The sequence below is a fragment of the Nocardia citri genome (genome assembly GCF_054065835.1).
In genome coordinates this window covers 25,108-49,317 of the sequence record NZ_JBSUQM010000005.1, presented here as the reverse complement: position 1 = coordinate 49,317, position 24,210 = coordinate 25,108, and the positions used below count along the sequence as shown (strand labels likewise).

Sequence of the window (24,210 nt, the reverse complement as noted above, 5' to 3'; positions counted from 1 at the left end):
GCGAGGTGCGCTCCATGGGCGCGATCACGCACTCGTCAGTAAGAATCGCCGGCACGGGCGGGCTGGACGAGGGCGACTACCTAGTTTGATCAACTCGGGGAAGTAATGACCCGAACCGAGCGATGCATGGCACTCGGGCCTCTTCTCGTTCTTTCTCCCTGGCCATACGTTCAGGGCCGTGAACGACATACTTGCCTTGCCTACTGGGCCGCTGGTCGACGCGAGCCTTACCCTCGTACAGAAGACGGAGAGCACGCCGATCGCCGACCACAGCATCCGCAGCTTCCTGTTCGCCCGTCTGTTGGCCACACAAGAAGGCTGCCTGAACGACGCGGCGTACGACGAGAACCTGCTCTTCGCCGCCTGTGTGATGCACGATCTGGGATTGGGCACACTCGCCGCCGGCCAGGCCCGGTTCGAAGTAGAAGGCGCCGATCTGGCAGCGTCCGTACTGACCGAACACGGCATCGCCGCGGCGGACGTGGACCGGGTGTGGGAAGCGATTGCCCTGCACTCCTCCCTGGGCATTGCCAGCCGTCGCGGACTGCTGACCTACCTGACCCACAAAGGTATCTTCACCGACGCCGGCCACTTCCCCGACCTCGACGCCGCGATGCTCCAGCCGATCTACGCCACATATCCCCGGCCTGCCGAAGACCGCTTTATCCAGAACGCGATCATCGAACATGCCACCGGCTCCCCGGCCGCAGCACCGCCATACTCGATCGCCGCCGAGTTGCTGCGCCAGCGACAGGCCGGAGAGTCACTGCCATAGAACTGACCGAAAGTCGTTGTGGAGTCTTGCCAGCAACGGCGTACGCCACCCACCGAGAGCTGTTGCGAGAGAATGCTGGCAGGAGGTCCGCTCTCACCCTCAGAGCGCAGGGCTGGATTGAACTTGTCGTCGCAACACCTTGATTTCGGAGGTGCGTGTTGGCCGGGAGGCGGCAGCTGGCAGCTCATGAGTTTCGGGGGCAGATGTCCTCGCCGTTCGGGTTCCGCTGCTTCCGACATGCTGGCGGCGTGAATCCTCGTTTGCCCCAGACTGTTTCGGGGCCGATATCTCTCGGTCGTCCGACGAGGGGACATCACGTTGTTGCGTGCGCACGATGAGGGGTCCGCGAGATTGTTCGCCGGCTCGGTCGTACTCCGTCGACGATGTCACGGGAGCTGCGCCGGAACAGAATTCAGCAAGCAAAAGCTGCCCCAGCCGGACGAAATATCGCTCCAGGCAGCGCGTTCTGCGGAATCTTGCCGGTGCCCGTGATCGCGTCCGTGCCGGTCACCCACCCCTGCCAAACCACGGGTGATCAACCGCCGACGCCGCGACGCATCGACTGTCGAGATGGGGAAGTACTGTCGCAGAAGGCCGTTGGTGTTCTCGTTGGTGCCGCGCTGCCAGGGACTACGGTGGTTGGCGAAGAACACGGGCAGATCGATGCGCGCACGCAGTTCGGCGTGCTGGGCCATTTCTGCACCCTGATCCCAGGTCAGGGATCGGCGCAGCGAGGGCGGCAGCGCGGTGAACGCCGTGGTGATGGCCTTGTTCACCGCGTCGGCACCGTTCTTAATTCGTGGTTTGTTGCCGTGTCCGCGCATGCGGGGAAGGTGCAGCAGCAGTGTGAATCGGGTGGTGCGTTCGACGGGAGTTCCGATCGCTGAGCTCCCGGTGCGTGGACAATTGATTCGACGATGCGGTGCGGCGATATGAACCCGGTGAAAGTGGGGTGCGTGTCTGTCACCCCAGATACGGCGTCGAGCGTTGTTCGACGTGGTGCCGCAACCGGAGCCGAACCGTCTGGTGCACAGGCAGTGTCTCGAGTTCGTCGAGCCGAAGGAATCTCACTTCCGATGACTCGGAACTCACCTCGATACGGCCACCGATCACCGTGCCATAGAACGTGATGTTGAATTCTTGGCGAATCTCGCCGTCCGCGTATTCGATCACGTGCTCAGGGTCGGTATAGATACCGAGTATCCCGGTGATCTCGATATCCAGTCCGGATTCCTCTTTGGTTTCACGGATCACACACTGTTCGAGCGTTTCTCCGATCTCCATAATTCCTCCGGGGAACGACCAGTTCCCGGAGTCGCTTCGGCGTTGCATGAGGACGGCCCCCTGGCCGTCAACGACCAGTGCCGAACCGCCGGGAACCAAGCTGTTCGGGCGGGGTGCGTTCGGATCTCGGTAGTAGTCACGCCGGGAGCCCATCGGAATTCACCTCCTGCAGGTACGGGGTTACAGTTCCCCAGATCTGTTCGAATTGGTCTTCGAACGATGCGAACAGCCCGTAAGGGGAGAGCTTTCGGAGGTAGAGCGCAGGGTGCTGATAGCCCCTCGCTCGAACCAGGTACGGGGTCACCAACATCAGGTCATCGAACCTGAACACCGAGTTGTACAGGTGCGTTGTGTGTAGCCCGATTGGGCACCCGGGAGTCTCGGCAAGGGGGCCGATCATGCTCAGCGCGTTTCGTATCCGTCCGGGCAATGTCGATTGCATCTGTTCGAGCGCGTCACGCTCGGCTACATGTGCGGACTCCGGATCCGCGAAGGCCAGGCGGACGCTCGCGCCGTTGCGGCATTTGTCCGCGATCAGATCTGCGGCGTCGGGCAGCAGCTCGAGGACGAACGGGTAGGCGTACCCGATGATGTCTATTCGCTGAGTAGCGCTCAGCAGCAACGATGTCCAAACCTCGTTTGGCACGTCGGCCCGGTGCGCGTAGGCACCGATGACTTCGGCTGTCGCAGGAGCTCCCGCGCTGATGTCCGGACGTGTAGCAGGCCAAAGACTCGACTCCGATTCACCGAGCGCACTAGCCACGGCGGCGCGAGTTCGTTTGTGCGGCACCCGACCCGCTAGCCATCGGTTCACGGTCTTCACATCTACCTCGACCGTCTTCGCGAGTGCGGCGGAGTCGATCTGTGCTCGCAACATCGCCGATTGGAGGCGGTGACTCATACCGAAACGATACCGGGACGTTTAGGTGCTTTGAAGTGTCCGGAGAAATGTCCCTCACGAAGTTCAGGTGTCCCTGGCCTGTCCATAACGTTAGATCCGGCCCCCGTAACATGTGACGCCAACCGGTCACGGGGTGCCTACCAACACCGGAACAAAGGAGTCGAGATGAACAGGTGTGCAAGGCTTTTCGAGTTCCCGGGTGGCGTCCTCGAAATAGCCGACTACGGCGACGGAGACGACAGTCCGGGGGTGTACTCGGAGTTGCGCACTTCATCCGATCATGTTCTACCGCAACGGGTTCCGGGTGCTGCCGTCGTGAATCACCGCGTCGGCCCAGTCGAACCTGGCGACGCCGAGACTTGCACCAAGGTACTGCGACTGCCCCGAGACCTGCGGTGATCGCGCTCGGCTGGGTTGTCGCGATCGGGCTACCGCTGGCGGTGATGGTCGGAGTGATCGCGTGGCCCGAGCGGATACCGAACGATCGCACCGTCAGTGAAATCCGCGAGCGGATCGAGCGCGAGGACGCGGGCCGGTGCTCCGAGCCTCCAACCCCTCTGCCGCGATAGTGCGGGGTGCCAGCTCCCGAACCTTGCGCTCTACGTCCAGGCGCCCGGCGCGCTCATCCTTGCCTACCTGAGCTACCTCGGTCAGCTTGTCCAGCGCTGAGGTCTAGCGGGCTGAAAAATAGCCCAGGCCAGAAAGATCGAAACTCTCTGGCCCGGGCCGCTTGTAGCGGGGACAGGATTTGAACCTGCGACCTCTGGGTTATGAGCCCAGCGAGCTACCGAGCTGCTCCACCCCGCGTCGGTGCAGATAACGCTACAGCATGGGACGGGCGCTTACCTAAACCGCAGGTAGGAGGGCATAACCGGCGGGTAATCCGGTGTGGGTGCGAGTATGAGCATATGCCGATTATCACTAGTGCCATTGCCCATGTGCGACTGACGGTTTGCGATATCGATCGGTCGCGGGCGTTCTACGAAAAGGTGTTCGGATGGCCGGTTGCGCTGGAGGTGCCCGCCGATGCGGATGAGGCGACGCGGGAGCGGCTCGGGTTTCTCTTCGGTGGTGTGATCTATCGGATGGAGCACGGGATGATCGGGTTGCGACCGGTCGGCACCGACAGCTTCGACGAAAACCGGGTCGGGCTCGATCATCTCGCGTTCCCCCTCGGGTCGCTGGCCGAATTGGAAGCTGCCGCAGCACATCTCGACGCGTGCGGGGTCGCGCGGGAGGATATCAAGGACATCGGGTTCAGCTATATCCTCGAGTTCCGGGATCCGGACAATATCGCGTTGGAACTGATCGTCCGCAAATAGGTCAGGACGCCTTCGCCACCTTCTGCACCGCCGCCACGAAGAACTGATCGAATGCCGCCTGGTCGAGCGAATCATCCAGCGCGGCAACGCGAACCGTGACCGTGACGCCCCGAACCTCGGCGTAACCCAGATACGCATTCTGCGTCAGCGGGGCGGCGCTGGCATCCGTCTTCGCGGTGCTGGTCGCGTGGAAGGCGATGGCGTTCGCGCCCTTCAGTTCCTGGGGCACAGGCTGATTGGTGACCTGCTCCGACGCAGTGACCTGATGGCCGTCGTAGGTCGCGACCACCTCGACCGAACCGCAGCGCTTATTACCGTCGGCGATCCGTTGCAGATCCCCGGTCCGCCCGGAGACGAATTCCACAAAGATCTGGCCCGACTTACCGGTCGCCGCGGAAATGGACGATTGCCCGAGCAATTCCTTGGTCACCGCTGCGAGATCCTGCTGCGTCGCACCGCATTCCGCCGGTGTGAAGGTGGCATTCTGCTGGGTCGCGGTGAGATCACTGACCGTCGACTGCAACTGCTCCGGTGGCAGATCGAGCTTCTTGGTGCCCGCCGGGAATTCCTCCTGGGTCAGCACCAACTGTTCGCGAGGCGTGGTGGGTGCCGCGGAATTCCAGCGATCCGTCGAGTCGTCTTTGCTGCTACAGCCCGCGACGAGGACCGCACCCGCCGCCATTGCCACTGCCCACCGCGCGTTACGCATTTCGATCATGGCGATGATCATGTCAGCCCGATCGCCGCATCGCACAGTTCGGCTAGCTGATACTTTGCGGACTTTCGCATAGTCTGCGGTCTATGGACAGGACGCCTTCGCCGCACCCGCACGAACCACATCGTGAAGGTCTGGCGTCGAGGCTGAATTGGTTGCGCGCGGGCGTACTCGGGGCGAACGACGGCATCGTTTCGACCGCGGGTCTGGTCGTCGGAGTCGCCGCGGCGACGACCAACGCCTCAGCTATTTTCACCGCGGGCATTGCCGGAATCACCGCTGGCGCGATCTCCATGGCCGCAGGCGAATACGTATCGGTGAGCACACAGCGGGATTCGGAGCGGGCACTACTGGCCAAGGAACGTACGGAACTCAAGGAAGAACCGGACTACGAGCTGGCCGAACTGGCCGATATCTATCAGTCGAAGGGACTGACACCGGCGACGGCGCGCAAGGTCGCCGAGGAGTTGACCGCGCACGACGCCTTCCGCGCCCACGCCGAGGCCGAACTGGGGCTGGACCCGCACGAGTTGACCAATCCGTGGGCCGCGGCCGTCTCCTCGGCGGTCGCGTTCACCCTCGGCGCGCTGTTGCCGCTATTGGCGATCATCCTGCCGCCGACCACGGAGCGCATTCCGGTGACCTTCGCGGCGGTGCTGATCGCGCTGGCGATCACCGGGTCGGTCAGCGCTCGGCTCGGCGGTAGTAATCGCGGGCGCGCGGTATTGCGGGTAGTGATCGGAGGTGCGCTGGCAATGGCGATCACCTATGGCATCGGTCAATTGGCGGGTGTTGCCGGGCTATGAGAACGGGCCGAAGGAAACCCCTCGGCCCGCGCCCAGCGCGTCGACGTCAGTAGTAGTGCCGTCGACCGCCGACCGGGTGCCGCCCCACCGACCCGACGAGGGCGAGTATCGCACCGATGATCAGCAATATGATTCCGGCCGTGGTAAGCAGGCCGATGCCGAGTAGATACCCGACAATGAGAAGTATCAAGCCGAGAATGATCATCGTTCTTTCCTTTACTTGGTCGTCTTGACCGTTGTGTGGCCGGATGTTTCGACCGGCGCCGACCCGCTGGGCTGACGCATGAACGGATTCCAGCTCCACGCCGGCTTACCGCCTTGCGGCGGGGTGACCTGCGCGGCAGGTTCGGTCGCGGGTGGCGCCTCGGCGGGCGGCATGGTACTGCCGCGCGGTGTGGCCTGCTTGGCCGCCTTTTCCTGGGCCGCCAGCTCCCGGCGCGATTGCCGCAGATCGCGCCGTGCGGCGCTGCTGCGACGGGAACTGCTCCAGACGCCGGCGAGCAGCAGGCTCAGGCCGAGCATCCCGATCGCCCCGATCGCCATCCCGTAAAGGAGAAGTTCGCCCGCGGAGACGGTGAAGTGATAGTCGAATACCCCGAAGTCGCTGGGTGAGGTACGAACATCGCCCGTATTGGCCGCCACTCCGGCAACGCCGATAATTACCGCGCCGATGAGAACGACGAGCCCGATGATAATGATCATGACAATCCCGTTGCGCTGATTGATATTACCTCTTGGCTGTGCCCGGTAATTTCGAAATCAAACCAGCGGCGCGCGGCGTTTGAAAACCGCCGATTCGGTTAGCTGCCGAACCGAAGGACAGCCACCTACCAGGAGGTCGTGATGACCAATACCTTCGCCTCGTCGCGCCACCGCCGTCGGCGCAGGGAAAGGGTGGTCAGCATCGATACCAGTCGTAGTCCGACCGCCGCGGCGATAACGACGCCCGCGACGCCGGGCAGTCGCGGCCGACCGTCGCCCGTATCGTCCAGTACGACACCCAGTTCCAGACCGATCAACCCGAAAGCGAAACCGCTGATCAGCATTTCGGTGATCTCCCTGAAGGCAGCGCCGACCGGGCGGCAGTCGCGATCGCCGAATCGGTGCCCGCATCGGTCGGACACAGCACACACCAGTTCGCCGACCCCGAAAACGCCTCGCCACGCCGTAAGCCCGGTCCGCGGTGACGTGCGGAATTCCCCTAGCGACCGCGCCCATGCGGCACTCTGAGTTTCCGGCGTTCCTGTCCCGCGCGGAGATTGGGCACCAGCTGCCACCAACTCACACAGCGCCACACCCATTCGAACGGGCCGTAGCGAAACCAACGCAACCAGTAGTAACTCCACAGCGCCTGCACCGCGATGATCGCGGCGCCCACGCAGAGCAGTGTGTCGTAGCGATTGGAATCGGATAGGCCGAGCCAAGGGTCGGCGGCGAGGATCAGTCCGGTTGCCGAGACGTAATTGGTGAGCGCCATCCGCCCCATGGGCTCGAGCATTTCCGCGAACACCTCACCGGATTCGGTGCGCAGGAGCAGCAGGAATCCGGTGAGATAGGCGAGCGCGCCGAGCAATCCGGCCACCGGGGCCGCGCTGCCGGTCCACAGATCGTTGTACGGCGTGCGGTATTCCCATACCGCGGCGGCCACCGACGCGGGCACGGCAGCTACGAAGACCACCGCGATCCGCCAGCCGTGATCGCGCAGGTTATCGGCAAGGCCGAAGCGGTCGGCGGCCAGGCCGAGCAAGAACAGGCCCGGCACCAAGCCCAGTCCGCCGCCGAGTGTGCACGCAACCCCGATCGTGGCGATCAGCCCGGCGAGCAATATCACCCAGCGCGGTAGCCCAGCGGCGGGTAGCAGCACCACCAACCCGACGATCGCGTACGGCAGCAGTGCCTCACCCGGCTGGAATACATGGTGGATCAGGCCGAACGCACCAAGTGCGACAAGCCGACGCGCGAGCACCAGTCGTGGACGGTCGCTGCCGTCGGCGACGCGGTCGAGCAATAGCGAAAAGCTGAGCCCGAACAGGAACGAGAAGATCGGGAAGAACCGTCCCTCGAACACCACGGACAGCAGATGTCGCATCGGATCCACGGTGCCCGGCCCGATAGTCGCCCGCATGTCGGTGAGCTGCCAGATATCGACTACCAGAAACCCGCACAGCGCGAAACCACGTAGGGCATCGAGCTCGTGGATGCGCGGGTACGCACCGACGGGATCCATACCTTTACGCTATCGACAGTCACGCCCGATCCCGGCCTGGGACATGCACATTTAGCCCGCAGCTCAGCCCAGGCCGCGACGACCGGCACGCGCGGCGAACGCGCCCAACCCATCGAGATTCTCTCGCGCCCGCCACAACGGGTCTTTCGCCTGCGGGTGAAATCGGGCACAAATAGTTAGTGCATTAACTATTCATGCGATAAGCTTGGGAGAGATACAGGAGGTTCCATGGAAGTCGACGATCCGCTGCGGCTGGATCGGCAGGTGTGTTTCGCGTTGGCCGTGGCCAATCGGTCGGTGCTCGGCGTGTATCGGCCGCTGCTGGAGCCGCTGGGCCTCACGCATCCGCAGTATCTGGTGATGTTGGCGCTGTGGGGTGAAGCGCCGATGTCGGTCAAGGCGATCGCCGAGGCGATTCAATTGGATTCGCCGACGCTGTCGCCGCTGCTCAAGCGGCTGGAATCGGCCGGGTTGATCACCAGGGGCCGCGATAGTCGGGACGAGCGCAGCCTCGTGGTGGATCTGACCTCGGACGGGCGGGCGCTACGCAAGCAGGCCGAGCAGATTCCACCCGCCGTGGTGGAACGACTCGGCGTCACATTGGCCGATCTGGAAGAACTGCGCGAAGTACTGACCCGGGTCAACGAGGCCGCCCGCCGAGCGGCCGACCCAGCCACGTCACGAGGAGTGCACGGATGACCCGCCCCAACCCAATCCAGTGGATCGGCTACGCCTTCGGGCGGCGCCTGCCGGATTCGATGCGCGAGTGGGTGCGCAATGACCTCACCGGCAAATACGCGACGCCACGTCATATCGTGCGCGGGCTGATGCCGTTCACGCCGCTGTTCGCCGTATTCCTGCTGTTCCCAGGCGAATTGTGGTTGCGCGGGTCGATGGTGCTATTGGCGCTACTGCTCGCACTGTTCTACACAACGGCGTTCATGCCGATGAATCGCGCGCACCGCCTGGCCAAACATGGACTGCCAGCGGATTTACAGAATCCAGAGCGGGCACGGCGACGAGCGCTGGAGCGGGCGACATACGCGGCACAGCATCCACATTGAGTCCTCAGGGCTGCCTGGCGCCGAGTACCGCGAGCCGAACCCGATGGATAGCAGCGGTTTTCGTCGTCAGATTGCCGATTCGACGCAGCCGGACGGAGATGATCCGCACTCGTCGACGGGCTCGAAGTCCAATGAACGGGTCGGATCGAGCTGTTCCAGCGGGAGTGGGCCGTACTCGGCGTCGCTGTCGAGCAACCGCACCACGCCGTCGGTCCGCTACGGCAGTCCGGGCAGCGGCGGCAGCGGCGGCAGCGGCGGCAGGCCCGGGATGACGATCGGATTCTGCGGGACCGGGTTGGGGTTCGGGTTGTCCGGGACCGGGTTGGGGTTCGGGTTCTCCGGGACCGAGTTGGGGTTCGGGTTCTCCGGGGCCGGGTTGGGGCTCAGGTTCTCCGGGGCCGGAACCGAGCGGGGCGCCGGGTTCTGTGGCACCGGGTTCTGTGGCACCGGCGGCGGTTCCGCGACACCCTGACCTTGCGGTATGCAGCTCCAGCCGCCATCGGAAGAGCGGGCCCATTGCGCGACGATCCCGTCGTGTGAGCAATCATCGCCGACCTGATGCTGACTGCGCGCCTCCTCCCGCGGCGCACAGACCCACAGGCCGTTGCGCATATCCCATTGGGCGACGACCCCCTCGTGCGAGCAGTCGTCGCCGCGCTTGCGTGCCGGTTGCGCCGGCGCGGTCGTCGGGCGATTCGAGGGCTCAGAGGCGGGGCGGCCGGTGGTTGATTTGGCGGGCAACGTGATCGATGTCGGTGCATCGTGGTTCGAATCGTGGTTCGCGCGCAGCAGCAGCACGATCGCGACGACCAGTGCTGACGAAGCGGCGATAACGGCCGCGATGGTCATGGCGCGCCCACTCTCGGGTCCGCGATCGTCGGGTTCCACCATCGCACCGCCTTCGTGCCGAGTAGGGACTACCTTCACGAAAAGCTCTTCAGGCAGGCTACCGAAGACGCGCTGCGAAAGATCAACTTTTCCGACACGTATTTGCGCAGGTAATCCCTTATTTGAATGCCGACTCGATCGACACGCCATGATGCTCGCCACTTACCGGCCGCTCAACACGGTGATTCATGGATCCGGTCACACCGGCTACGGACTAGCGGCGAGGAATACAAAAGCGGAGAACAGAGCCACATGGACACCGCCCTGCAGCAGCGTCGCCCGGCCCGGCACCACCGTCAGCACGCCGACGACGACCGTCAAAGCGAGCAGCACCATCTGCGTCGCGCCGAGCCCGAGCACCAGCGGACCATCCAGCCAGATAGTTGCTACGGCGATCGCCGGAATGGTCAGGCCGATACTCGCCATGGCCGAGCCGAGCGCGAGATTGAGGCTGATCTGCACCTGATCGCGGCGCGCGGCACGCACCGCGGCGAGAGTTTCCGGCAGCAGGACGAGCATTGCGATGACCACGCCGACCGCGGACTGCGGCAGCCCCGCCGACACGACTGCCGATTCGACAGACGGCGACACCACCTTGGCCAGACCGACGACCGCGACCAACGCGAGCGCCAACATGGCCAGGCTGAGCAGCGTCGCCCGCGCCGTCGGCAGCTCGTCGCGCGCGTCGGCGCTGGCACCCTCGGATTCCTCGACGGGCAGAAAGTCATCCCGATGCCGCACCGTCTGCACCATCACGAACAGGATATAGAGCGCGAGCGAGGCCACCGCCGCGAAGACCAACTGCGCTGGGGAGAATTCCGGCCCCGGCTTGCTGGTGGTGAAGGTCGGCAGCACCAGACTGAGGGTGGACAGCGTCGCCACGGTGCCGAGTGCCGCGCCGGTGCCCTCGGCATTGAATACCGCTACCCGTCTGCGGACCGCCCCGACCAGCAGTGCGAGACCGAAAATGCCGTTGCAGGTGATCATGACCGCCGCGAAGACGGTGTCGCGGGCCAGCGTCGCCGACTTCTCCCCGCTCGTGACCATCAGCGTCACGATCAGTCCGACCTCGATCACCGTCACCGCCACCGCGAGCACCAACGCCCCGAGCGGCTCACCGACCCGATGGGCGATGACCTCGGCATGATGCACCGCCGCCAGCACCGCACCGACGAGCGCGGCGACCACCACATCCACGCCGATTGCGGGCAGCGATCGTCCCCAGGTGAGGGCCAGGGTGATCGCGGCCAGCAGTGGAACGAATACGGTCCAGCGGGAAGTCAACGCACCAAGCATAACTTCCATCGTGTCAGCAAATCGGCCACGCTCGATCTCGTGCGATCAGAGTTATGCGGCTTCACGCACGTCAGGAATTTCCCTGAGCGCTACATCAGTCGTCGAGATCGATCCGGACGGACAGCAAGTCCGTGCCGACCAACCGAACGGCAGCGCTATTGGCCTTGGGCAGCGACTGCAGCCGGGCGCGCGGATCATCATCGGGCAGCAGATGCGCCGTGCCGGTATGCCAATGCCCATGCAGCCGCACTCGAACCCGATTGTCGGCCTTGATATTTCGAATGTACTGCGACCGGTCACCGAATTCGGAGACGAGCCAGAACTCCGTGCCGACCCGCCGACCCCCGATCGGCGTAATACGCGGCTGTCCACTCACCCGTCCGACGGTCTCGAGCAACTGCTGCGTCGGCAACCTACGCAGAATCGGATTCCCCACCCGCCGCTGAACCGTGGTCACGACTCGGTGCTGAATATCACGCAAGTTCGCCATATCCTGACGCTAGCACCGGCTGATCGCATTCGACGCCAACCATGGGGTCGGTAATGCACCAGCGGATTGCCCACGCCCCCGCGCGTTCCGGTCAATGCGATGATTCAGTCGGGATTCGTCTTCTGGACGGCGCGGCGATAAGAGACAATGTGCGGAGTGCGGACCCAGTTCACTCGCGAGCTCATCGCGTTGACCAATGATTTGACGCTCATGTGTCGGCTCGCCCACGATGCCGCCGAGCGTGTCACGGCCGCGCTCGGCGACGCCGATCTCGCCGCCACCTATGAGGCCTTCGCGCTCGACGAACAGCTACAGAAGATGTACTCCTCCTGCGAGGCCCGAACCGTGGTGCTGCTCGCCCTGCAGGCGCCGGTCGCGCGTGACCTGCGGCATGTGGTCACCGCCGTCCAGATCGCCGGCGAACTGTCCAGGATCGGCATATTGATCAGCCGCGTCGCCGACCAGGTCTACAAATGCCATCCGGAACCCCTTGCACCCCAACCCCTCATGGATATCCTCACCGCGATGGGCCGCCTGGCCGCCCGCTACACCGCCCTCGCGGGCGAATCGGTCGCCACCGGGCGCCAACCGGTCACCCCCGAATCCGGTACCCCCGAAATGGATCAACTACACCAGCGACTGCACTCGGCCCTGACCGAGCGCACCGCCACCGAAGCCGCCATTGATATCGCCCTGGTGGGCAATGACCTCGAACGCTGTATCGACCACACCATCCGCATCGATCGCCTGATCCGCTTCCTGGACACCGGGATTCCGCCGACGGCCCAAACTTCCGACGCGGTTTAGCAGGTACGGCGGGCGATGGCGTAGAGGTCGCGGGCCGGACCGGTGAGGCGGTGACCCGCGGGCCAGACCGCGCGCAGGGTCCGGGCCAGATCCAAGCCGTTGACGCTCGGGGAAGCCAGTGCGCCCGCGGCGATTTCGGCGGCCACGGCCAGCGAGCTGACTACCGCGGGGCCGACCCCGGAGGCGACCCCGGTCTTGATCGCGGTGGTGGAAGAAAGTTCCAGCGCGACCGTTGGTGCCCAGCCCGGAATGGCGCGCGCGACAGCATTTTCGAACCAGGTCCGGGTGCCCGAACCGGTTTCGCGCTGGATCACTGCGGTGGCGGCGAGTTCCCCCGGGTCGACCGAGCCGTTGCGGGCCCAGCGGTGCTGCGGGGCGACCACGACGACCAGTTGGTCGCGGCCCACGATATGACTCTCCAGCCCACGGAACTTCCGCGGGCTCTCGGCGGCCGCCGCGAATGCCGATCTGGCCGCCGCATGGTGGGCCAAATCCGAAGAACTTGACCGATGTGCGTTTTCCGGCCAATGCGTAGTTCAGTCCAAGATCGGGAACCTGCCGGAATTCAGTAGTCCGGCGATCGCGTCCATCTTCGCCTGCGGCGCAGCGTAATCGGGGTGCAGCCGGATTACCGCCGCAGCGTCGTGCAGCCGGATCATCTGCCGTTCGGCCTCGGTGGCCGTGCGGCCGCCCGGACTCACCGCATGTCCGGCGAACACCGGTCGCTTCGGATCGACCCGCCCGAGCGCCAATGCCTTGTCCACCCGACGGGAGCAACGACAGAATGCCTCGGGATTGGCCACTCCGCAGGCCGCGTTCAGGAATGTGCCGATACGTTTCTTGGCCCGTTCCAAGCGCTTTCGGAATGCGGGGGCGGTGACACCGAGAATCCAGGCCGCATCGGCGGAGCTGAGCTCGAAAACTTCGCCGAGTACGAAGGCAATCCGCTCGTCGCGGGCCAGGCACTGCAGCATGGCCTGACTGCAGCTCAGCCGCACCTCATGGGAGAGCAGCTCGGCCTCGGGTCCCCGATAGTCGTCGGCGGCGAGCCCGTCCTCCAGACCCTCACGGTAGGCATCGAGGCTGAGCTGTGCGGCCTCCTGGGGCGTCTGCCGTTTCAGGTTCAGCAGATAGTTGACGCCGATCCGATAGGCCCAGGTCAGCAGCTTGGCTTCACCGCGCCACGTCCCGATGTTGCCGACCACGCGCAGCAGGATTTCCTGCGTCGCATCCTCGGCCTCGACGGGCCGCCACACCATGCGCAGCGCCAGCCGGTACAGCGGATCCTGAAGTCGGCGCACCACATCCGAAACGGCGGCTCCGTCACCGGCAACGGCCCGATCGACCAGCGCCCGCTCCCGAGCGATGTCTTCGGCGAAATCAGCCGTGGGCGCTTGCGCTGGGACGGCCTCGTCAGAGTGCGATAGCTCGGGTTCCACCGCACAATCCTTCGGCGGTATCCGGCCTTGCGCAAGTCCGGGTCCCTACCCGATGTGCGCCGCACCGGTGACCTCACCCGCGCGGCGCACCCGGCTCACGCACTCGCGGTGGCCGTCGTCAACGAGTGGGCGCGCAACCACGTCGCGACCGCGGTCCCGATGGCGTCGGGCTGATCCTCCGGAGCGTGATGTCGCCCCGCACCGACCGAGACGGCCTCGGCATTGGCGAACGTCTCGGCGGCCCAGCCGACCACCTCCGGCGAACCGAGGCCGACGCCATTGTCGAGTCCCATGACGAGCTTGGGCACCTGCGGCGATTCCGCCGCCCACCGGGCGTAGTCCGCCACCAGTGCGACCACATCGGCGGGTGTGCCGTCCAGCGGAAATTCGCGCGTCCAGGCCAATATCGGCCTGCGCGATTCCGGCGTCGGAAAGGGCGCACGATAGACATCGTGATCTTCCGGCTTCAGATCGAGAATGCCGTTCGGCAGATTGAACTCGATGAACATATTCTCCTCCAGCACCATTCGCTCGCCCTCGTCCGTCCGGAATTTGCCGAACAGTTCGGCGCCGAGCGGCGGGAGCTCCTCCGAGCGCATCGGCCGCAGGAAAGTCTCGATCAGTGCGATGCCCCGGATACGTTCGGGATGCCGTGCCGCCCAGTGCATACCGAGCGCGCCACCCCAGTCGTGGCCGACGATGACGACCTGGTCGAGGCCCACTGCGTCGAACCAGGCATCCAGATAGCGGGCGTGGTCGACGAGACGGTAGGCACTGTCCGGCTTTCCGGACGCACCCATCCCGATCAGATCCGGTGCGAGCACTCGGGTCAGGTCGGCGACATGCGGAATCACATTGCGCCACAGGTGCGATGAGGTCGGGTTGCCGTGCAGGAACACGACCGGTACCGAACCGGCACCGAGGTCGGTGTAGTTGATGAATGAGTCGAGAACGTCGACGGTGGCCATGATGTGGTCCCTTCCTGGATCCGGCTTCTGCTGCCTACACCCGGTTTCGACACGCGTTCCGACTCCGCCGTGACCGCCACCTGATGTGATGCTCATCACTTACCCGGAGCCGGCGCGGGCGGTCGATGTCAACACAACCGCAGGTAAAACTACTTCCGTATGTGAGCCGTACATGTTTCAACCATTCGAAGCAGCATTCAGGAGGTTCTCAGAATTAGGTAAAGCGATTGCAAAGAAATCCTTATTAATCTACTGTCTATCTACGTAAGAACAACGAAGTTCGCACAGCCCGTCACGAGGAGTTACCGCAGTACGGCACGGCTCGACGAGACTTCCACTCATCAGCCTCGTGGCGCCGTGTGAACGGATCATCCGGCCTGGACAACCGGCCCGTTCATTCGGCCTCGGCACGAACTCATTCGTGACACGACCACCCCTGGAGCGGCGCCGGCACGCCGAATCAGGGGTGGTTCCGCGTCGGCCATCGAGCCCGTTGCCGCGCAGTGCGTTCTTCCACTAGATGTGCCGAACGTCATACGCGACAATCACATACGGAATGATCGACCGCAGGTAGCTTGGCGCCCGACAAATTCATCGGTGCGAGGCTAGGAAGTTCGATCTTTGTGGAGTGGTTGTCGTCCCGCACCGCGCGTCGCGTATTCGCTGTTTGCGCACCCATCGTGTTGGCCGTCGTTGTCGCCGTTGGCTATTCCTTGATCGACGAGTGGACCGGTAAGACCGGCAAGGAATCCGGACCGGCGAATGCCACGACGGTCTCCGGCAAGGACATCACCGACCTGCTGGGTCAGCTCGTCGACAAGCCCGAAGAGTCGATGGACGGCTACAGCCGGGAGAAGTTCCCACACTGGGATACCGATAAGCCCGAGCACGGCTTCGGTCCCGATTTCACGCAGTACAGCAAGTGCACCAGCCGCGATGTAATGATGCTCAGGGACGCGACGGGCCCGGTCGAACTCGACCCGAAAACCTGTAAGCTCACGGTCGGCTGCGGTGGTGGCTGGCAGGACCAATACGGCGTGCTGGATTCCAAGACCGGAAAACTCAAGCCGTACAAGTTCATTACCGATCCAGCCGGAGTCGATGCCGAACACATCGTGCCACTGGCCGAGGCATGGCGTTCGGGTGCGAATAAGCGCGATGAAGACACCCGCCGCCGGATCGCCAATGACGCGGTCAATTTGATCGCCTCCGATCCCTCGGCCAACAGGTCCAAGGGCGATCAGGACGTCACGAACTATCTGCCGCCGGGAAAATTTCGCTGTGGCTATCTCGAGCACTACGTCAAGATCAAAGTAAAATACGCGTTGAACGTTGATCCCGCCGAACACACCGCACTGCGCACCGCGGTCGACGACTGCATCCGTCGAGGAGAGTTCAAATAAGCGACATCATAGAGATTTCCGCCAAGGCCGCCGTCATGACCGAAGAGGAAGGGACGGTCTCCGGCAAGCTCGATGTGACGATCGATGCGACGGGGAAAGGGCTGGTCCGCTATCGCGAGACCAAGACTTGGTACACCATCGGCAATCTCGAGTCGGAGCCGCCGCGCACCTGGACCAGCGTCGACGAACTGGTGGCCGCCATCGAAGCCAGTGTCGGAATCCGTGATGCGGCAGGCAATATCGTGCCCTTCGAGGCCTGAAATCGCTCTAAATAGTGCTGCCTGCCCCGGGAAGAGGCAGGCAGCACCATCGCTACGCCGTCGCGGTCACCAATTCCTGCTGGACGGGCGCATCCCAGTCGATCCGATACCGCTGCTCGACACCCATGGTCTTCTCCGGGTTCATGCCCTTGATCAGCAGCGGCATCAGCCTGGACATCATCCGGCGCGCCACCGGCCCCGGCGTCTTGCTGTGGTTGATCTTGCGCGCCCGAGCCGCGACACCCTCCACCCGCGGCCGTCGCAGCCCTTCATACGCGGCGAAAGCCGAGGCGTGATCCGGCAGGTCCCGCAGACAACGCGCCAACTGCACCGCGCTCTCGATGGCCAGCGACGCCCCCTGACCCGAACTATTCGACGGCGCGTGCACCGAATCCCCGACCAGCACCATCCGCCCCCGATACCATGTCGGTATCGACGGCATAATGTGCAGTGCCCCAGTCGTTTCCAGACTTTCGGCAGTGGTCCGACGGGCGAATTCGCCGCCCGGGGTGTCTTCGGCATAGGTCTCCCGCAGAATCGCCAACCAGTGCTCGGCCGGAATCGCGCGGGCCTCGGTCAGCGACAGATACTCCTTGTGCGGCAGATTCGCACCCCACATGACCTTGTTGTCATCAGCCGTTCCGTAGAGGTAGTAGGCCTTCTTTCCGAACGCGAAAATCATTGTCTCCGAAGGGATTTCGAAATCATTTTCGAGCATCGCGCCGAATCCGATCATCCCGGTGTACTCCGGACCCGGATTATTCGGATCGATCAGCCCGCGCACCGTGGAGCGAATACCATCCGCCCCGATCAGCACATCGGCAGTCGCACTACCGCCGTCGGCGAAATGCGCAGTGACGCCGTCCATATCCTCCTCGACGCGCACAAGTCGCTTGTTGTACTCGAAGACAATGCCGGCAGCGATCGCGTGATCGTGCAGTGTCCGGTGCAATTCGTTGCGGTCGACCATCTGCAGCGATGGCACGCCGGGCATTTCCGGCATCTGCAACACCTTGCCGCCGATCGACATCTGCGTATGCGATATCGGACTCGCTATCTCGCGAACGAGGTCACCGGCTCCGACAATGTCGAGGGCGGCCACACCATTCGGCGCCAATGCCAGCCCGCTGCCGATGCCGAAGGTCGGACCGGGATAGGCCTCATAGACGCGAGCGGCAATGCCCGCCTTGCGCAATGCGGTGGCGGTGACGGGTCCGGCGATACCGCCGCCGATAATGATGGCCGTTTCTGTTGTGGACATGGGTGTACTCCAGTTCTGTGCGATACGGGTTTCTTCGAAGCCCGAACCGACCGCCCCATCGCACACCCAGTTATCCTGTGGTTGCCAGCCTTGTAGCCGGGTGCGCGCATGCGGACGCGGTTCGAGACGGTTACATCGGGCTCGGCGGCGGTGTTGCCGCACCCCGCCGGGCCTGGTCTCTACGCACTCCGCCCGGTGCGCGCCGGGTCGAGAGCGCAACGTTATTCCGTCATCCCCCTTTCCACCATCTCTGCGGCCTCGGCCGGCGACATGCCGACAGCATGCATATGCCGCCAGAGATCGACGCCGGGAAAGGTCCCCGTGGCGATCTCGTCGCGCAGCGACGCGGCCCATGTCACCTCGGCTTCCAGCATCGCCACACCGTATTCGGCTTCGACGACGAACAGCCTGGGCAGATGGGCGGCTGCCAATTGATCGAGTTCTCGGCGCGCAGCCTCGATGATGCGACCCAGCACCTCGATGCGCCGGCCGAGCAACCCGACGACTTCATCCGGCGGCAGTGCCGCTAAGACGGAGAGTCCGGCCGTGAACCGGCGGTGTTCCGGCGCCGGCTCGGCAATCAGCTCCCTGGTCCAGTCGGCCATTTCGGCGCGACCGGCATCAGTGATCGCGTAAATGGTGCGTTCCGGCCGAGCACCGTCGCGCTCACTGCCGACAACCTCGAGGAAGCCCGCCTTCTCCATGTTCTGCACGACGGTATACAGCGAGCCCCATTTGATGTCCATATCGCGGTCCTTGCCGCGCTCACGCATCTGCGAGGCGATTTCGTAGCGGTGCATCGGCCGTTCGATGACGGTCGCGAGCACCGCCAGCGCCAGCAGATTGTTCACCTTGCGCTTCGTGGCCATGGACACTCCTTACTCGTCTACGAATATACGTCTACGAGCATTCGGGCACAAGCACTAGATGCAGACCGGTTCCCGACCTCTTCGTCGAGCAACTCGGCGGCGATGTTCAGCAGCGCCCTTGCCGGCCAGCATGGTCGACACGATCGTCTGATCCAACACTGCCAACAACATTCCGAGCACAATCATGGCAAACGCAATATTGGCCTCCCTTGGCTCAACGGCGGCGCGTTTTACCCGGTAAAGCCACTGCACCGCTCATGCTCCAACCATCCCAGCGATAAGACAGCAATCATCGAGAATGCATTCATAGCGGTCCGCTCTCCTCGCTTTTGCGGCCACCAGCGCATAGTGATCAAAAGCCCAGAGAGCGTGTCACCCTTTCCCTGGACCTTACTCCGGAGTAAGGTCCGGGACATGGCGTGGAAACCGCAAGAAATACCCGATCAGAATGGGCGCACGTTCATCGTTACCGGGGCCAACGGTGGTCTCGGCGTCGAGACCACCACGGTGCTGGCAAGCAAGGGCGGCACGGTGATCATGGCCTGCCGCAATGTCGAGAAGACGCGGCCGATCGCCGACCGAATCGATGGCGACGTGCGAGTCGAGCGACTGGATCTGGCGGATCTGGCATCGGTGCGCGAATTCGCCGACAGGACCGGCGAATTCGATGTGCTCATCAATAATGCCGGTCTGATGAACGTTCCGTTCTCCCGCACCAAGGACGGGTTCGAGACCCAATTCGGCGTCAACCACCTGGGCCATTTCGCGCTGACCGGACTGCTGCTCGATCGCCTCCGGGACCGGGTGGTGAGCCTGGCCAGTATCGCGCACAAACAGACCCCGCAGCTGTGGATCGACGACCTGAATTACGAGAACCGCCGCTACCAGCGCAATCTCGCCTACGCCCAGTCAAAACTGGCCAACCTCATGTTCGCCCGTGAACTGCAACGGCGCCTGACCGAGGCGGACTCCGACAAGAGCTCCTACGCGGTGCACCCGGGCGTCTCGGCGACCGACCTGTTCACCAGGACCGAAACCCCAGTGGACCGGATCAGTAAGCCCTTCATCCGCATCATTGGTCATCCTCCGGCCAAGGCCGCGCACTCCACCCTGTTCGCGGCCACCATGCCCGATGCCGACCCCACCATTTACTGGGGGCCGAACCGGTTGTTCCAGAGCCGAGGCCCGGTCGAGCCCTCGCCGTCGAGCAAATTGTCGAACAGCCCGGAACTGCAGCGCCGCCTGTGGGAGGAATCCGAGCGTATGACCGGGATCACCTATAAATTCTGAAGTCTGCCCGCGGACTCGACCTGCTCCTACGTACCGTGTAGTAGACGGGTACCGTGGTATCCGTGTCCGCTCCACCCCGCCGCTCGGCACACAATCGCCCGGCCCTCATCGTGCTGGTGATCGTGGCCGCCCTCGCATGCCTGGCATTGGGTTGGTGGCAGTGGGAGCGGTTCGAGTCCGCGAGTGGCACCGGCCAGAATCTCGGCTATGCGTTGCAGTGGCCGCTGTTCGCCGGATTCGCGGTCTTCGCGTACTTCCGGTTCGTACGGCTGGAGTCCGAATCCGAGGCGGATAGGGACGCGACGGAGCCGAAAGCCGAATCGGCAACCGCGAAGGCGCGCCGTCGCGCGAAAGCCTATGCACCGCGCGAGATTCCGGCCGGACTGCTGCCCGAGCGGCCCAAAGCGGCCCGCGACGATGATCCGGTACTCGCCGAATACAACAAATATCTGGCCGAACTGCACGCCAGAGATATCGACCAACACGTCCGGGATGCGGGCCTCATCCACGACACACAGAGGAGCGCCGGTTGACCACCAGCGAGAATTCGACCGAATCCGCCGCGACGCTCATACCGGAGCCGACGGCCACCAATATCGCGAAGATCAAGCCAGCACTGCTGCGCTACCGCGTGCTCGCCTGGACGACGGGTCTGTGGCTGCTGCTGCTCACCGGCGAGATGATCGCCAAGTACGGCTTCGGTGTGCACACCCCGAACTGGATCGCGGTGGTGCACGGCTGGGTCTACTTCGTCTACCTGCTGGTCACCGCCGACCTCGCGGTCAAGGTGCGCTGGCCGATCGCGCGCACCGTCGGCACCCTGATCGCAGGCACCATCCCCTTGCTTTCCTTCTTCGTCGAACACGTCAACGCGAACAAGGTCAAACAAGACTTCAACCTCTGATCCCCGGCAGCCGCACAACTGTGGGGTCACAGGCGTGCGGCTGATCCAGGATTCGGCGAGCCACCGCACCGCACAGCACCCCACAACCGCAGCCGACCCAGAACGCCACCAGCTGCCGCACAGTTCCGCGTCTCGGGATGTCCATGCCAGCGCGTCCGGAATGTCAGGCCCAACCGGACGACGACGAGCATCGTCTGGAGGGTTGCGGCTGACTCAGGACTCCACGAGCGCCGCGAGCGCGGGAAGAAGTTGGGTGAGCGCGCGTCCGCGGTGGGAAACGGCATCCTTTTCGGCGGGAGTCAGCTGGGCAGCCGTGAGATCGCCACCTTCCGGAATGAACAGCGGATCATAGCCGAATCCGCCGTCGCCCACCGGCTTCCGGCCGATCGCGCCCGGCCATTCACCGCGCACCACGATCTCGGGGCCACCGGGCACCACCAGCGCGCAGGTGGAGACGAACTGCGCGCCGCGCCGCTGGTCCGGTACGTCACCGAGTTGCGCGAGCAGCAGCGCGTTATTGGCCGCATCGTCGCCGTGCACCCCAGCCCAGCGCGCGGACAGCACGCCGGGCATCCCATTCAACGCGTCCACCGCGATCCCGGAATCGTCTGCCACACAGGGCAATCCGGTGGCGGCCGCACCATCGCACGCCTTCGCCAGCGCGTTCTCCTCGAAGGTCGCGCCGGTCTCGGGCGCCTCGTCGTAGGCGGGCACATCGCCGAGTCCGACGATTTCGATGCCCGCGATACCCGCGTCGGCGAGGATCCGGCGCAGTTCGTTCAACTTCTTGGCATTGCGACTGGCGACCAGGACGCGGCGCGACATCACTTCTTCTTCGACTCGGCAGGCTGCGGCAGCACGCCCGGGTACGGCAGTGCGAGCGCCTCTTTCTGGACGGTGAACAGGTGCTCACATCCGGCGAGTGCGGCATCGAGCAGCTTGTCCAGGGTGGAGCGCGGGAAGGTGGCGCCCTCACCGGTGCCCTGGATCTCCACCAAGGTGCCGGTATCGGTGGCGACCACATTCATATCGACCTCGGCGCGCGAATCCTCTTCGTACGGCAGGTCCAACCGCACCCGACCGTCGACGACGCCGACGCTCACCGCGGCGATCGCACACGAGATCGGCTGCGGGTCGGCTAATCCGCCCGCCGCACCGAGGTAGGTGACCGCGTCCGAGAGCGCGACATATGCGCCGGTGATGGCCGCGGTCCGCGTGCCACCGTCGGCCTGCAACACATCGCAGTCGATGGCAATGGTGTTCTCACCGATGGCCGCCAGGTCGATGCAGGCGCGCAGCGACCGGCCGATCAACCGGCTGATCTCCTGGGTACGACCGCCGACCTTGCCCTTCACCGATTCCCGCCCGCTGCGGGTATGCGTGGCCGCGGGCAGCATCGCGTATTCGGCGGTGAGCCAGCCGAGTCCGGAATCGCGCCGCCATGGCGGCACGCCCTCGGTGACGCTCGCGGTGCACATCACCCGGGTCTGCCCGAACTCCACCAGCACCGAACCGGCTGGATGCGTGGTGAAGCCACGGGTGATCCGTACCTCGCGGAGCTCATCGTCCGCCCTGCCATCGGCTCGTCTCGACACGCGCCAAGCCTAGTCACATGGCTTACCGCCCGCGCCAACCGGTCAGATGTCGAAGGTTTCCCCCGGTGCGACGGCGTGCACCGGTCCGGAGAACTGCGCCTTCGCCTCGGCGATCACGTCCTCGCGGGACGTCCACGGCGGAATGTGGGTGAGCAGCAGTTCTTTCACGCCCGCACGCTCGGCGATAATGCCCGCCTCGGTGCCGGAAAGATGCATGCCGGGCGGCCGATTCGCCGGATCGTGCGTCCACGACGCCTCCGACATGAGGATGTCGGCGCCCTGCGCGAGTTCGAGTACCGCATCACACATCGCGGTGTCGCCGGTATAGACGAACGTCCGTCCGGCCGCGGTCACGATGCGCAGACCGTACGACTCCGGCGGGTGATACACCCGGCGCGCGAGCACCGTGTGGCCCGGACCGAATTCGACCGCCGCACCGTCGACCCACGGCTGATGATCGACGACATCGGACCAGTCGTCGCACGCACCGCCGACCTCGGCGGAGGCATTGCCGATGCGCACCGCACTATCCGATGGACCGCGCACGATCGCCTGCCCCACCACGGGTGTCGGGTGGTAGCGCCGCCAGACCAGCAGGCCGGGCAGATCCAGGCAGTGATCGGCGTGCAGATGTGTGAGGAAGATATCGACCTCGCCGGGATCAGCGTAGCGCTGCAATGCGCCCAGCACGCCGGGTCCGAAGTCGATGACCACCGGCAACATATCCGGCCCGGTCAGTAGGTACCCCGACGCTGGGGAGTCCGGGCCGGACACACTGCCCGAGCACCCGAGGACGGTAAGGCGCATTCCCCCATGCTGCCACGACGAATTCTCGTTCATGAGAGCGCCTCGCTAACGTTCGGCGCCGTCACGAGCGAGAGCTCGGCTGTGCTCTGTTCGCTCACTCGAGCACCGATCCCCGCATTCCGCTGCGCGCCGTGCGATTACCGCGGCTACGCACTGACTCCGGCTCGATCCCCCCGACGGTGTCGACGTTCATCACCGGAGAGTACCCGGCCCGCCAGCACTCCACCCATTGCCCCGAAAAGATGCCCCTGCCAAGAGATTCCGGGCTGCCCGGGCAGCACACCCCACAGCACCGACCCGTAAATCGCCAGTACGACCAGCCCGATGCCGATCTGCACGAGATTGCGGGCGAACCAACCGCGTGAGATCAGGAAGGTCAACCAGCCGAAGATCAACGAGGACGCGCCGAGATGCACCGATCCGGTGGCGCCGGTGAGCCAGACGCCGACTCCGGCCACGATCCAGACGATCGCGGTGGCGGCGAGTCCGCGTCCGATGCCCGCGAGCAGGGTGATGAAGCCGAGGACGAGGATCGGAAGCGTATTGGCGAATAAGTGGTCCCAGCCGTGGTGCAGGACCGGGGCCCAGAGAATGCCCCACAGACCGTCCGCCTCGCGCGGTTCGATGCCGTTGTCATCGAGTTTGTTGTGGTCGAGGTTGTCGACACCTTCGATCCCGTAAAGCAGGGCGACGAATGCGGTGATGATGATGCCCGCGCGCAGCCAGAGCCGTTTGATCGGCGCGAAACTATTCGGTTCGGCGGGCGTCTCGGGCGTCGGCACGTTCGGCATCGAACCGATCGGCTGACCCAGTTGGGCACGCAGTGCGGCGATCCGCTC

The 24,210-nt window shown here is 64.3% G+C and carries 30 protein-coding genes, 1 tRNA gene and 2 pseudogenes; 12 read left to right on the top strand and 21 right to left on the bottom strand.

The window, feature by feature from the left end; translation table 11 throughout:
• Positions 1-178: 178 nt before the first annotated feature.
• Positions 179-775, top strand: a complete 597-nt coding sequence (locus ACW2Q0_RS09810; protein WP_457188419.1) for an HD domain-containing protein — start codon at positions 179-181, stop codon at positions 773-775.
• Between the two features lie 203 nt (positions 776-978).
• Positions 979-1,182, top strand: a pseudogene (locus ACW2Q0_RS09805) (helix-turn-helix domain-containing protein); the annotation flags it as partial.
• A 156-nt stretch (positions 1,183-1,338) separates the two neighbouring features.
• Here ACW2Q0_RS09805 and ACW2Q0_RS09800 read toward each other — a convergent pair.
• The 4 genes and pseudogenes from ACW2Q0_RS09800 to ACW2Q0_RS09785 all read right to left on the bottom strand — a co-directional run.
• Positions 1,339-1,665, bottom strand: a pseudogene (locus ACW2Q0_RS09800) (IS30 family transposase); the annotation flags it as partial.
• A 73-nt stretch (positions 1,666-1,738) separates the two neighbouring features.
• Positions 1,739-2,212 carry an NUDIX hydrolase gene (locus tag ACW2Q0_RS09795; protein ID WP_457188417.1) on the bottom strand — a complete coding sequence of 158 codons (474 nt, stop codon included), beginning with the start codon at positions 2,210-2,212 and terminating at the stop codon, positions 1,739-1,741.
• Positions 2,196-2,705, bottom strand: a complete 510-nt coding sequence (locus tag ACW2Q0_RS09790; RefSeq protein WP_457188415.1) for a hypothetical protein — start codon at positions 2,703-2,705, stop codon at positions 2,196-2,198. The genes ACW2Q0_RS09795 and ACW2Q0_RS09790 overlap by 17 nt, the downstream gene beginning before the upstream one ends.
• Before the next feature lie 988 nt (positions 2,706-3,693).
• Positions 3,694-3,767 (bottom strand) — tRNA-Met (locus ACW2Q0_RS09785).
• A 101-nt stretch (positions 3,768-3,868) separates the two neighbouring features.
• Here ACW2Q0_RS09785 and ACW2Q0_RS09780 point away from each other — a divergent pair.
• Entirely contained in the window at positions 3,869-4,282 is a 414-nt protein-coding gene (locus ACW2Q0_RS09780; RefSeq protein ID WP_457188413.1) for a VOC family protein, read from the top strand.
• Position 4,283: 1 nt separating this feature from the next.
• On the opposite strand, the gene ACW2Q0_RS09775 is transcribed toward ACW2Q0_RS09780, so the two are convergent.
• A complete protein-coding gene (locus ACW2Q0_RS09775) occupies positions 4,284-5,000 on the bottom strand; it encodes a hypothetical protein (RefSeq protein WP_457188411.1) in 717 nt (238 codons plus the stop codon).
• Between the two features lie 83 nt (positions 5,001-5,083).
• Here ACW2Q0_RS09775 and ACW2Q0_RS09770 point away from each other — a divergent pair, with 83 nt between their 5' ends.
• Positions 5,084-5,803: a VIT1/CCC1 transporter family protein gene (locus ACW2Q0_RS09770; RefSeq protein ID WP_457188409.1), complete on the top strand. Its 720-nt coding sequence runs from the start codon at positions 5,084-5,086 to the stop codon at positions 5,801-5,803.
• 46 nt (positions 5,804-5,849) lie between these two features.
• Here the strand turns inward: ACW2Q0_RS09770 and ACW2Q0_RS09765 are convergent, their stop codons facing one another.
• The 4 genes from ACW2Q0_RS09765 to ACW2Q0_RS09750 form a co-directional block, all read right to left on the bottom strand.
• Positions 5,850-6,008, bottom strand: coding sequence for a hypothetical protein (locus ACW2Q0_RS09765; protein ID WP_457188407.1), 159 nt, complete (start codon positions 6,006-6,008; stop codon positions 5,850-5,852).
• A gap of 11 nt (positions 6,009-6,019) precedes the next feature.
• The gene (locus ACW2Q0_RS09760; RefSeq protein WP_457188405.1) at positions 6,020-6,505 is read right to left on the bottom strand and encodes a hypothetical protein; all 486 of its coding nucleotides are present in this window, start codon (positions 6,503-6,505) and stop codon (positions 6,020-6,022) included.
• A gap of 125 nt (positions 6,506-6,630) precedes the next feature.
• Positions 6,631-6,849, bottom strand: a complete 219-nt coding sequence (locus tag ACW2Q0_RS09755) for a hypothetical protein (protein WP_457188403.1) — start codon at positions 6,847-6,849, stop codon at positions 6,631-6,633.
• Between the two features lie 155 nt (positions 6,850-7,004).
• Positions 7,005-8,030 (bottom strand): DUF418 domain-containing protein, encoded by a 1,026-nt coding sequence (locus ACW2Q0_RS09750; protein ID WP_457188401.1) that lies wholly within the window; start codon positions 8,028-8,030, stop codon positions 7,005-7,007.
• A gap of 228 nt (positions 8,031-8,258) precedes the next feature.
• Between ACW2Q0_RS09750 and ACW2Q0_RS09745 the strand changes: the two genes are divergently transcribed.
• Complete coding sequence (locus ACW2Q0_RS09745) at positions 8,259-8,729, top strand: MarR family winged helix-turn-helix transcriptional regulator (protein ID WP_457188399.1); 471 nt, start codon at positions 8,259-8,261, stop codon at positions 8,727-8,729.
• Positions 8,726-9,094 carry a DUF5313 family protein gene (locus ACW2Q0_RS09740; protein WP_457188397.1) on the top strand — a complete coding sequence of 123 codons (369 nt, stop codon included), beginning with the start codon at positions 8,726-8,728 and terminating at the stop codon, positions 9,092-9,094. The genes ACW2Q0_RS09745 and ACW2Q0_RS09740 overlap by 4 nt, the downstream gene beginning before the upstream one ends.
• A gap of 216 nt (positions 9,095-9,310) precedes the next feature.
• Here ACW2Q0_RS09740 and ACW2Q0_RS09735 read toward each other — a convergent pair whose 3' ends face one another.
• The 3 genes from ACW2Q0_RS09735 to ACW2Q0_RS09725 form a co-directional block, all read right to left on the bottom strand.
• Positions 9,311-10,021: a hypothetical protein gene (locus ACW2Q0_RS09735; RefSeq protein ID WP_457188395.1), complete on the bottom strand. Its 711-nt coding sequence runs from the start codon at positions 10,019-10,021 to the stop codon at positions 9,311-9,313.
• A gap of 168 nt (positions 10,022-10,189) precedes the next feature.
• Positions 10,190-11,278, bottom strand: a complete 1,089-nt coding sequence (locus ACW2Q0_RS09730; protein WP_457188852.1) for a calcium:proton antiporter — start codon at positions 11,276-11,278, stop codon at positions 10,190-10,192.
• A gap of 94 nt (positions 11,279-11,372) precedes the next feature.
• On the bottom strand, positions 11,373-11,768 hold the full coding sequence (locus ACW2Q0_RS09725; protein ID WP_457188393.1) for a nitroreductase/quinone reductase family protein: 396 nt from the start codon (positions 11,766-11,768) through the stop codon (positions 11,373-11,375).
• Positions 11,769-11,924: 156 nt separating this feature from the next.
• Here ACW2Q0_RS09725 and ACW2Q0_RS09720 point away from each other — a divergent pair, with 156 nt between their 5' ends.
• Entirely contained in the window at positions 11,925-12,575 is a 651-nt protein-coding gene (locus ACW2Q0_RS09720; RefSeq protein WP_457188391.1) for a phosphate signaling complex PhoU family protein, read from the top strand.
• Here ACW2Q0_RS09720 and ACW2Q0_RS09715 read toward each other — a convergent pair.
• From ACW2Q0_RS09715 to ACW2Q0_RS09705, 3 genes are all read right to left on the bottom strand, one after another.
• Positions 12,572-13,066: a LysR substrate-binding domain-containing protein gene (locus tag ACW2Q0_RS09715; RefSeq protein WP_457188389.1), complete on the bottom strand. Its 495-nt coding sequence runs from the start codon at positions 13,064-13,066 to the stop codon at positions 12,572-12,574. The two genes, ACW2Q0_RS09720 and ACW2Q0_RS09715, sit on opposite strands and share 4 nt — an antisense overlap.
• Before the next feature lie 45 nt (positions 13,067-13,111).
• Positions 13,112-14,014: an RNA polymerase sigma factor gene (locus tag ACW2Q0_RS09710; RefSeq protein WP_457188387.1), complete on the bottom strand. Its 903-nt coding sequence runs from the start codon at positions 14,012-14,014 to the stop codon at positions 13,112-13,114.
• 95 nt (positions 14,015-14,109) lie between these two features.
• Complete coding sequence (locus ACW2Q0_RS09705; RefSeq protein WP_457188385.1) at positions 14,110-14,982, bottom strand: haloalkane dehalogenase; 873 nt, start codon at positions 14,980-14,982, stop codon at positions 14,110-14,112.
• A gap of 623 nt (positions 14,983-15,605) precedes the next feature.
• Here ACW2Q0_RS09705 and ACW2Q0_RS09700 point away from each other — a divergent pair.
• A complete protein-coding gene (locus tag ACW2Q0_RS09700) occupies positions 15,606-16,385 on the top strand; it encodes an HNH endonuclease family protein (protein ID WP_457188383.1) in 780 nt (259 codons plus the stop codon).
• Between the two features lie 35 nt (positions 16,386-16,420).
• The gene (locus ACW2Q0_RS09695) at positions 16,421-16,645 is read left to right on the top strand and encodes a hypothetical protein (RefSeq protein ID WP_457188381.1); all 225 of its coding nucleotides are present in this window, start codon (positions 16,421-16,423) and stop codon (positions 16,643-16,645) included.
• 52 nt (positions 16,646-16,697) lie between these two features.
• Here ACW2Q0_RS09695 and ACW2Q0_RS09690 read toward each other — a convergent pair whose 3' ends face one another.
• Together ACW2Q0_RS09690 and ACW2Q0_RS09685 are read right to left on the bottom strand one after the other, a co-directional pair.
• Entirely contained in the window at positions 16,698-17,906 is a 1,209-nt protein-coding gene (locus tag ACW2Q0_RS09690; RefSeq protein ID WP_457188379.1) for an FAD-dependent oxidoreductase, read from the bottom strand.
• A 221-nt stretch (positions 17,907-18,127) separates the two neighbouring features.
• Positions 18,128-18,775 (bottom strand): PadR family transcriptional regulator, encoded by a 648-nt coding sequence (locus tag ACW2Q0_RS09685; protein WP_457188377.1) that lies wholly within the window; start codon positions 18,773-18,775, stop codon positions 18,128-18,130.
• A 414-nt stretch (positions 18,776-19,189) separates the two neighbouring features.
• Between ACW2Q0_RS09685 and ACW2Q0_RS09680 the strand changes: the two genes are divergently transcribed.
• The 3 genes from ACW2Q0_RS09680 to ACW2Q0_RS09670 all read left to right on the top strand — a co-directional run bounded on the left by ACW2Q0_RS09680 (position 19,190) and on the right by ACW2Q0_RS09670 (position 20,969).
• The gene (locus tag ACW2Q0_RS09680; protein ID WP_457188850.1) at positions 19,190-20,065 is read left to right on the top strand and encodes an oxidoreductase; all 876 of its coding nucleotides are present in this window, start codon (positions 19,190-19,192) and stop codon (positions 20,063-20,065) included.
• Positions 20,066-20,127: 62 nt separating this feature from the next.
• Positions 20,128-20,598 carry a transcriptional regulator gene (locus ACW2Q0_RS09675; protein ID WP_457188375.1) on the top strand — a complete coding sequence of 157 codons (471 nt, stop codon included), beginning with the start codon at positions 20,128-20,130 and terminating at the stop codon, positions 20,596-20,598.
• 38 nt (positions 20,599-20,636) lie between these two features.
• Entirely contained in the window at positions 20,637-20,969 is a 333-nt protein-coding gene (locus tag ACW2Q0_RS09670; RefSeq protein WP_457188848.1) for a DUF3817 domain-containing protein, read from the top strand.
• A gap of 213 nt (positions 20,970-21,182) precedes the next feature.
• On the opposite strand, the gene rdgB is transcribed toward ACW2Q0_RS09670, so the two are convergent.
• The 4 genes from rdgB to ACW2Q0_RS09650 form a co-directional block, all read right to left on the bottom strand.
• Positions 21,183-21,794: an RdgB/HAM1 family non-canonical purine NTP pyrophosphatase gene (rdgB, locus tag ACW2Q0_RS09665; protein ID WP_457188373.1), complete on the bottom strand. Its 612-nt coding sequence runs from the start codon at positions 21,792-21,794 to the stop codon at positions 21,183-21,185.
• A complete protein-coding gene (gene rph, locus ACW2Q0_RS09660; RefSeq protein ID WP_457188371.1) occupies positions 21,794-22,564 on the bottom strand; it encodes a ribonuclease PH in 771 nt (256 codons plus the stop codon). The genes rdgB and rph overlap by 1 nt, the downstream gene beginning before the upstream one ends.
• A 42-nt stretch (positions 22,565-22,606) precedes the next feature.
• Positions 22,607-23,371, bottom strand: coding sequence for a cyclic nucleotide-degrading phosphodiesterase (locus ACW2Q0_RS09655; RefSeq protein WP_457188846.1), 765 nt, complete (start codon positions 23,369-23,371; stop codon positions 22,607-22,609).
• 146 nt (positions 23,372-23,517) lie between these two features.
• Positions 23,518-24,162 carry a rhomboid family intramembrane serine protease gene (locus tag ACW2Q0_RS09650; protein ID WP_457188844.1) on the bottom strand — a complete coding sequence of 215 codons (645 nt, stop codon included), beginning with the start codon at positions 24,160-24,162 and terminating at the stop codon, positions 23,518-23,520.
• Positions 24,163-24,210 lie beyond the last annotated feature (48 nt).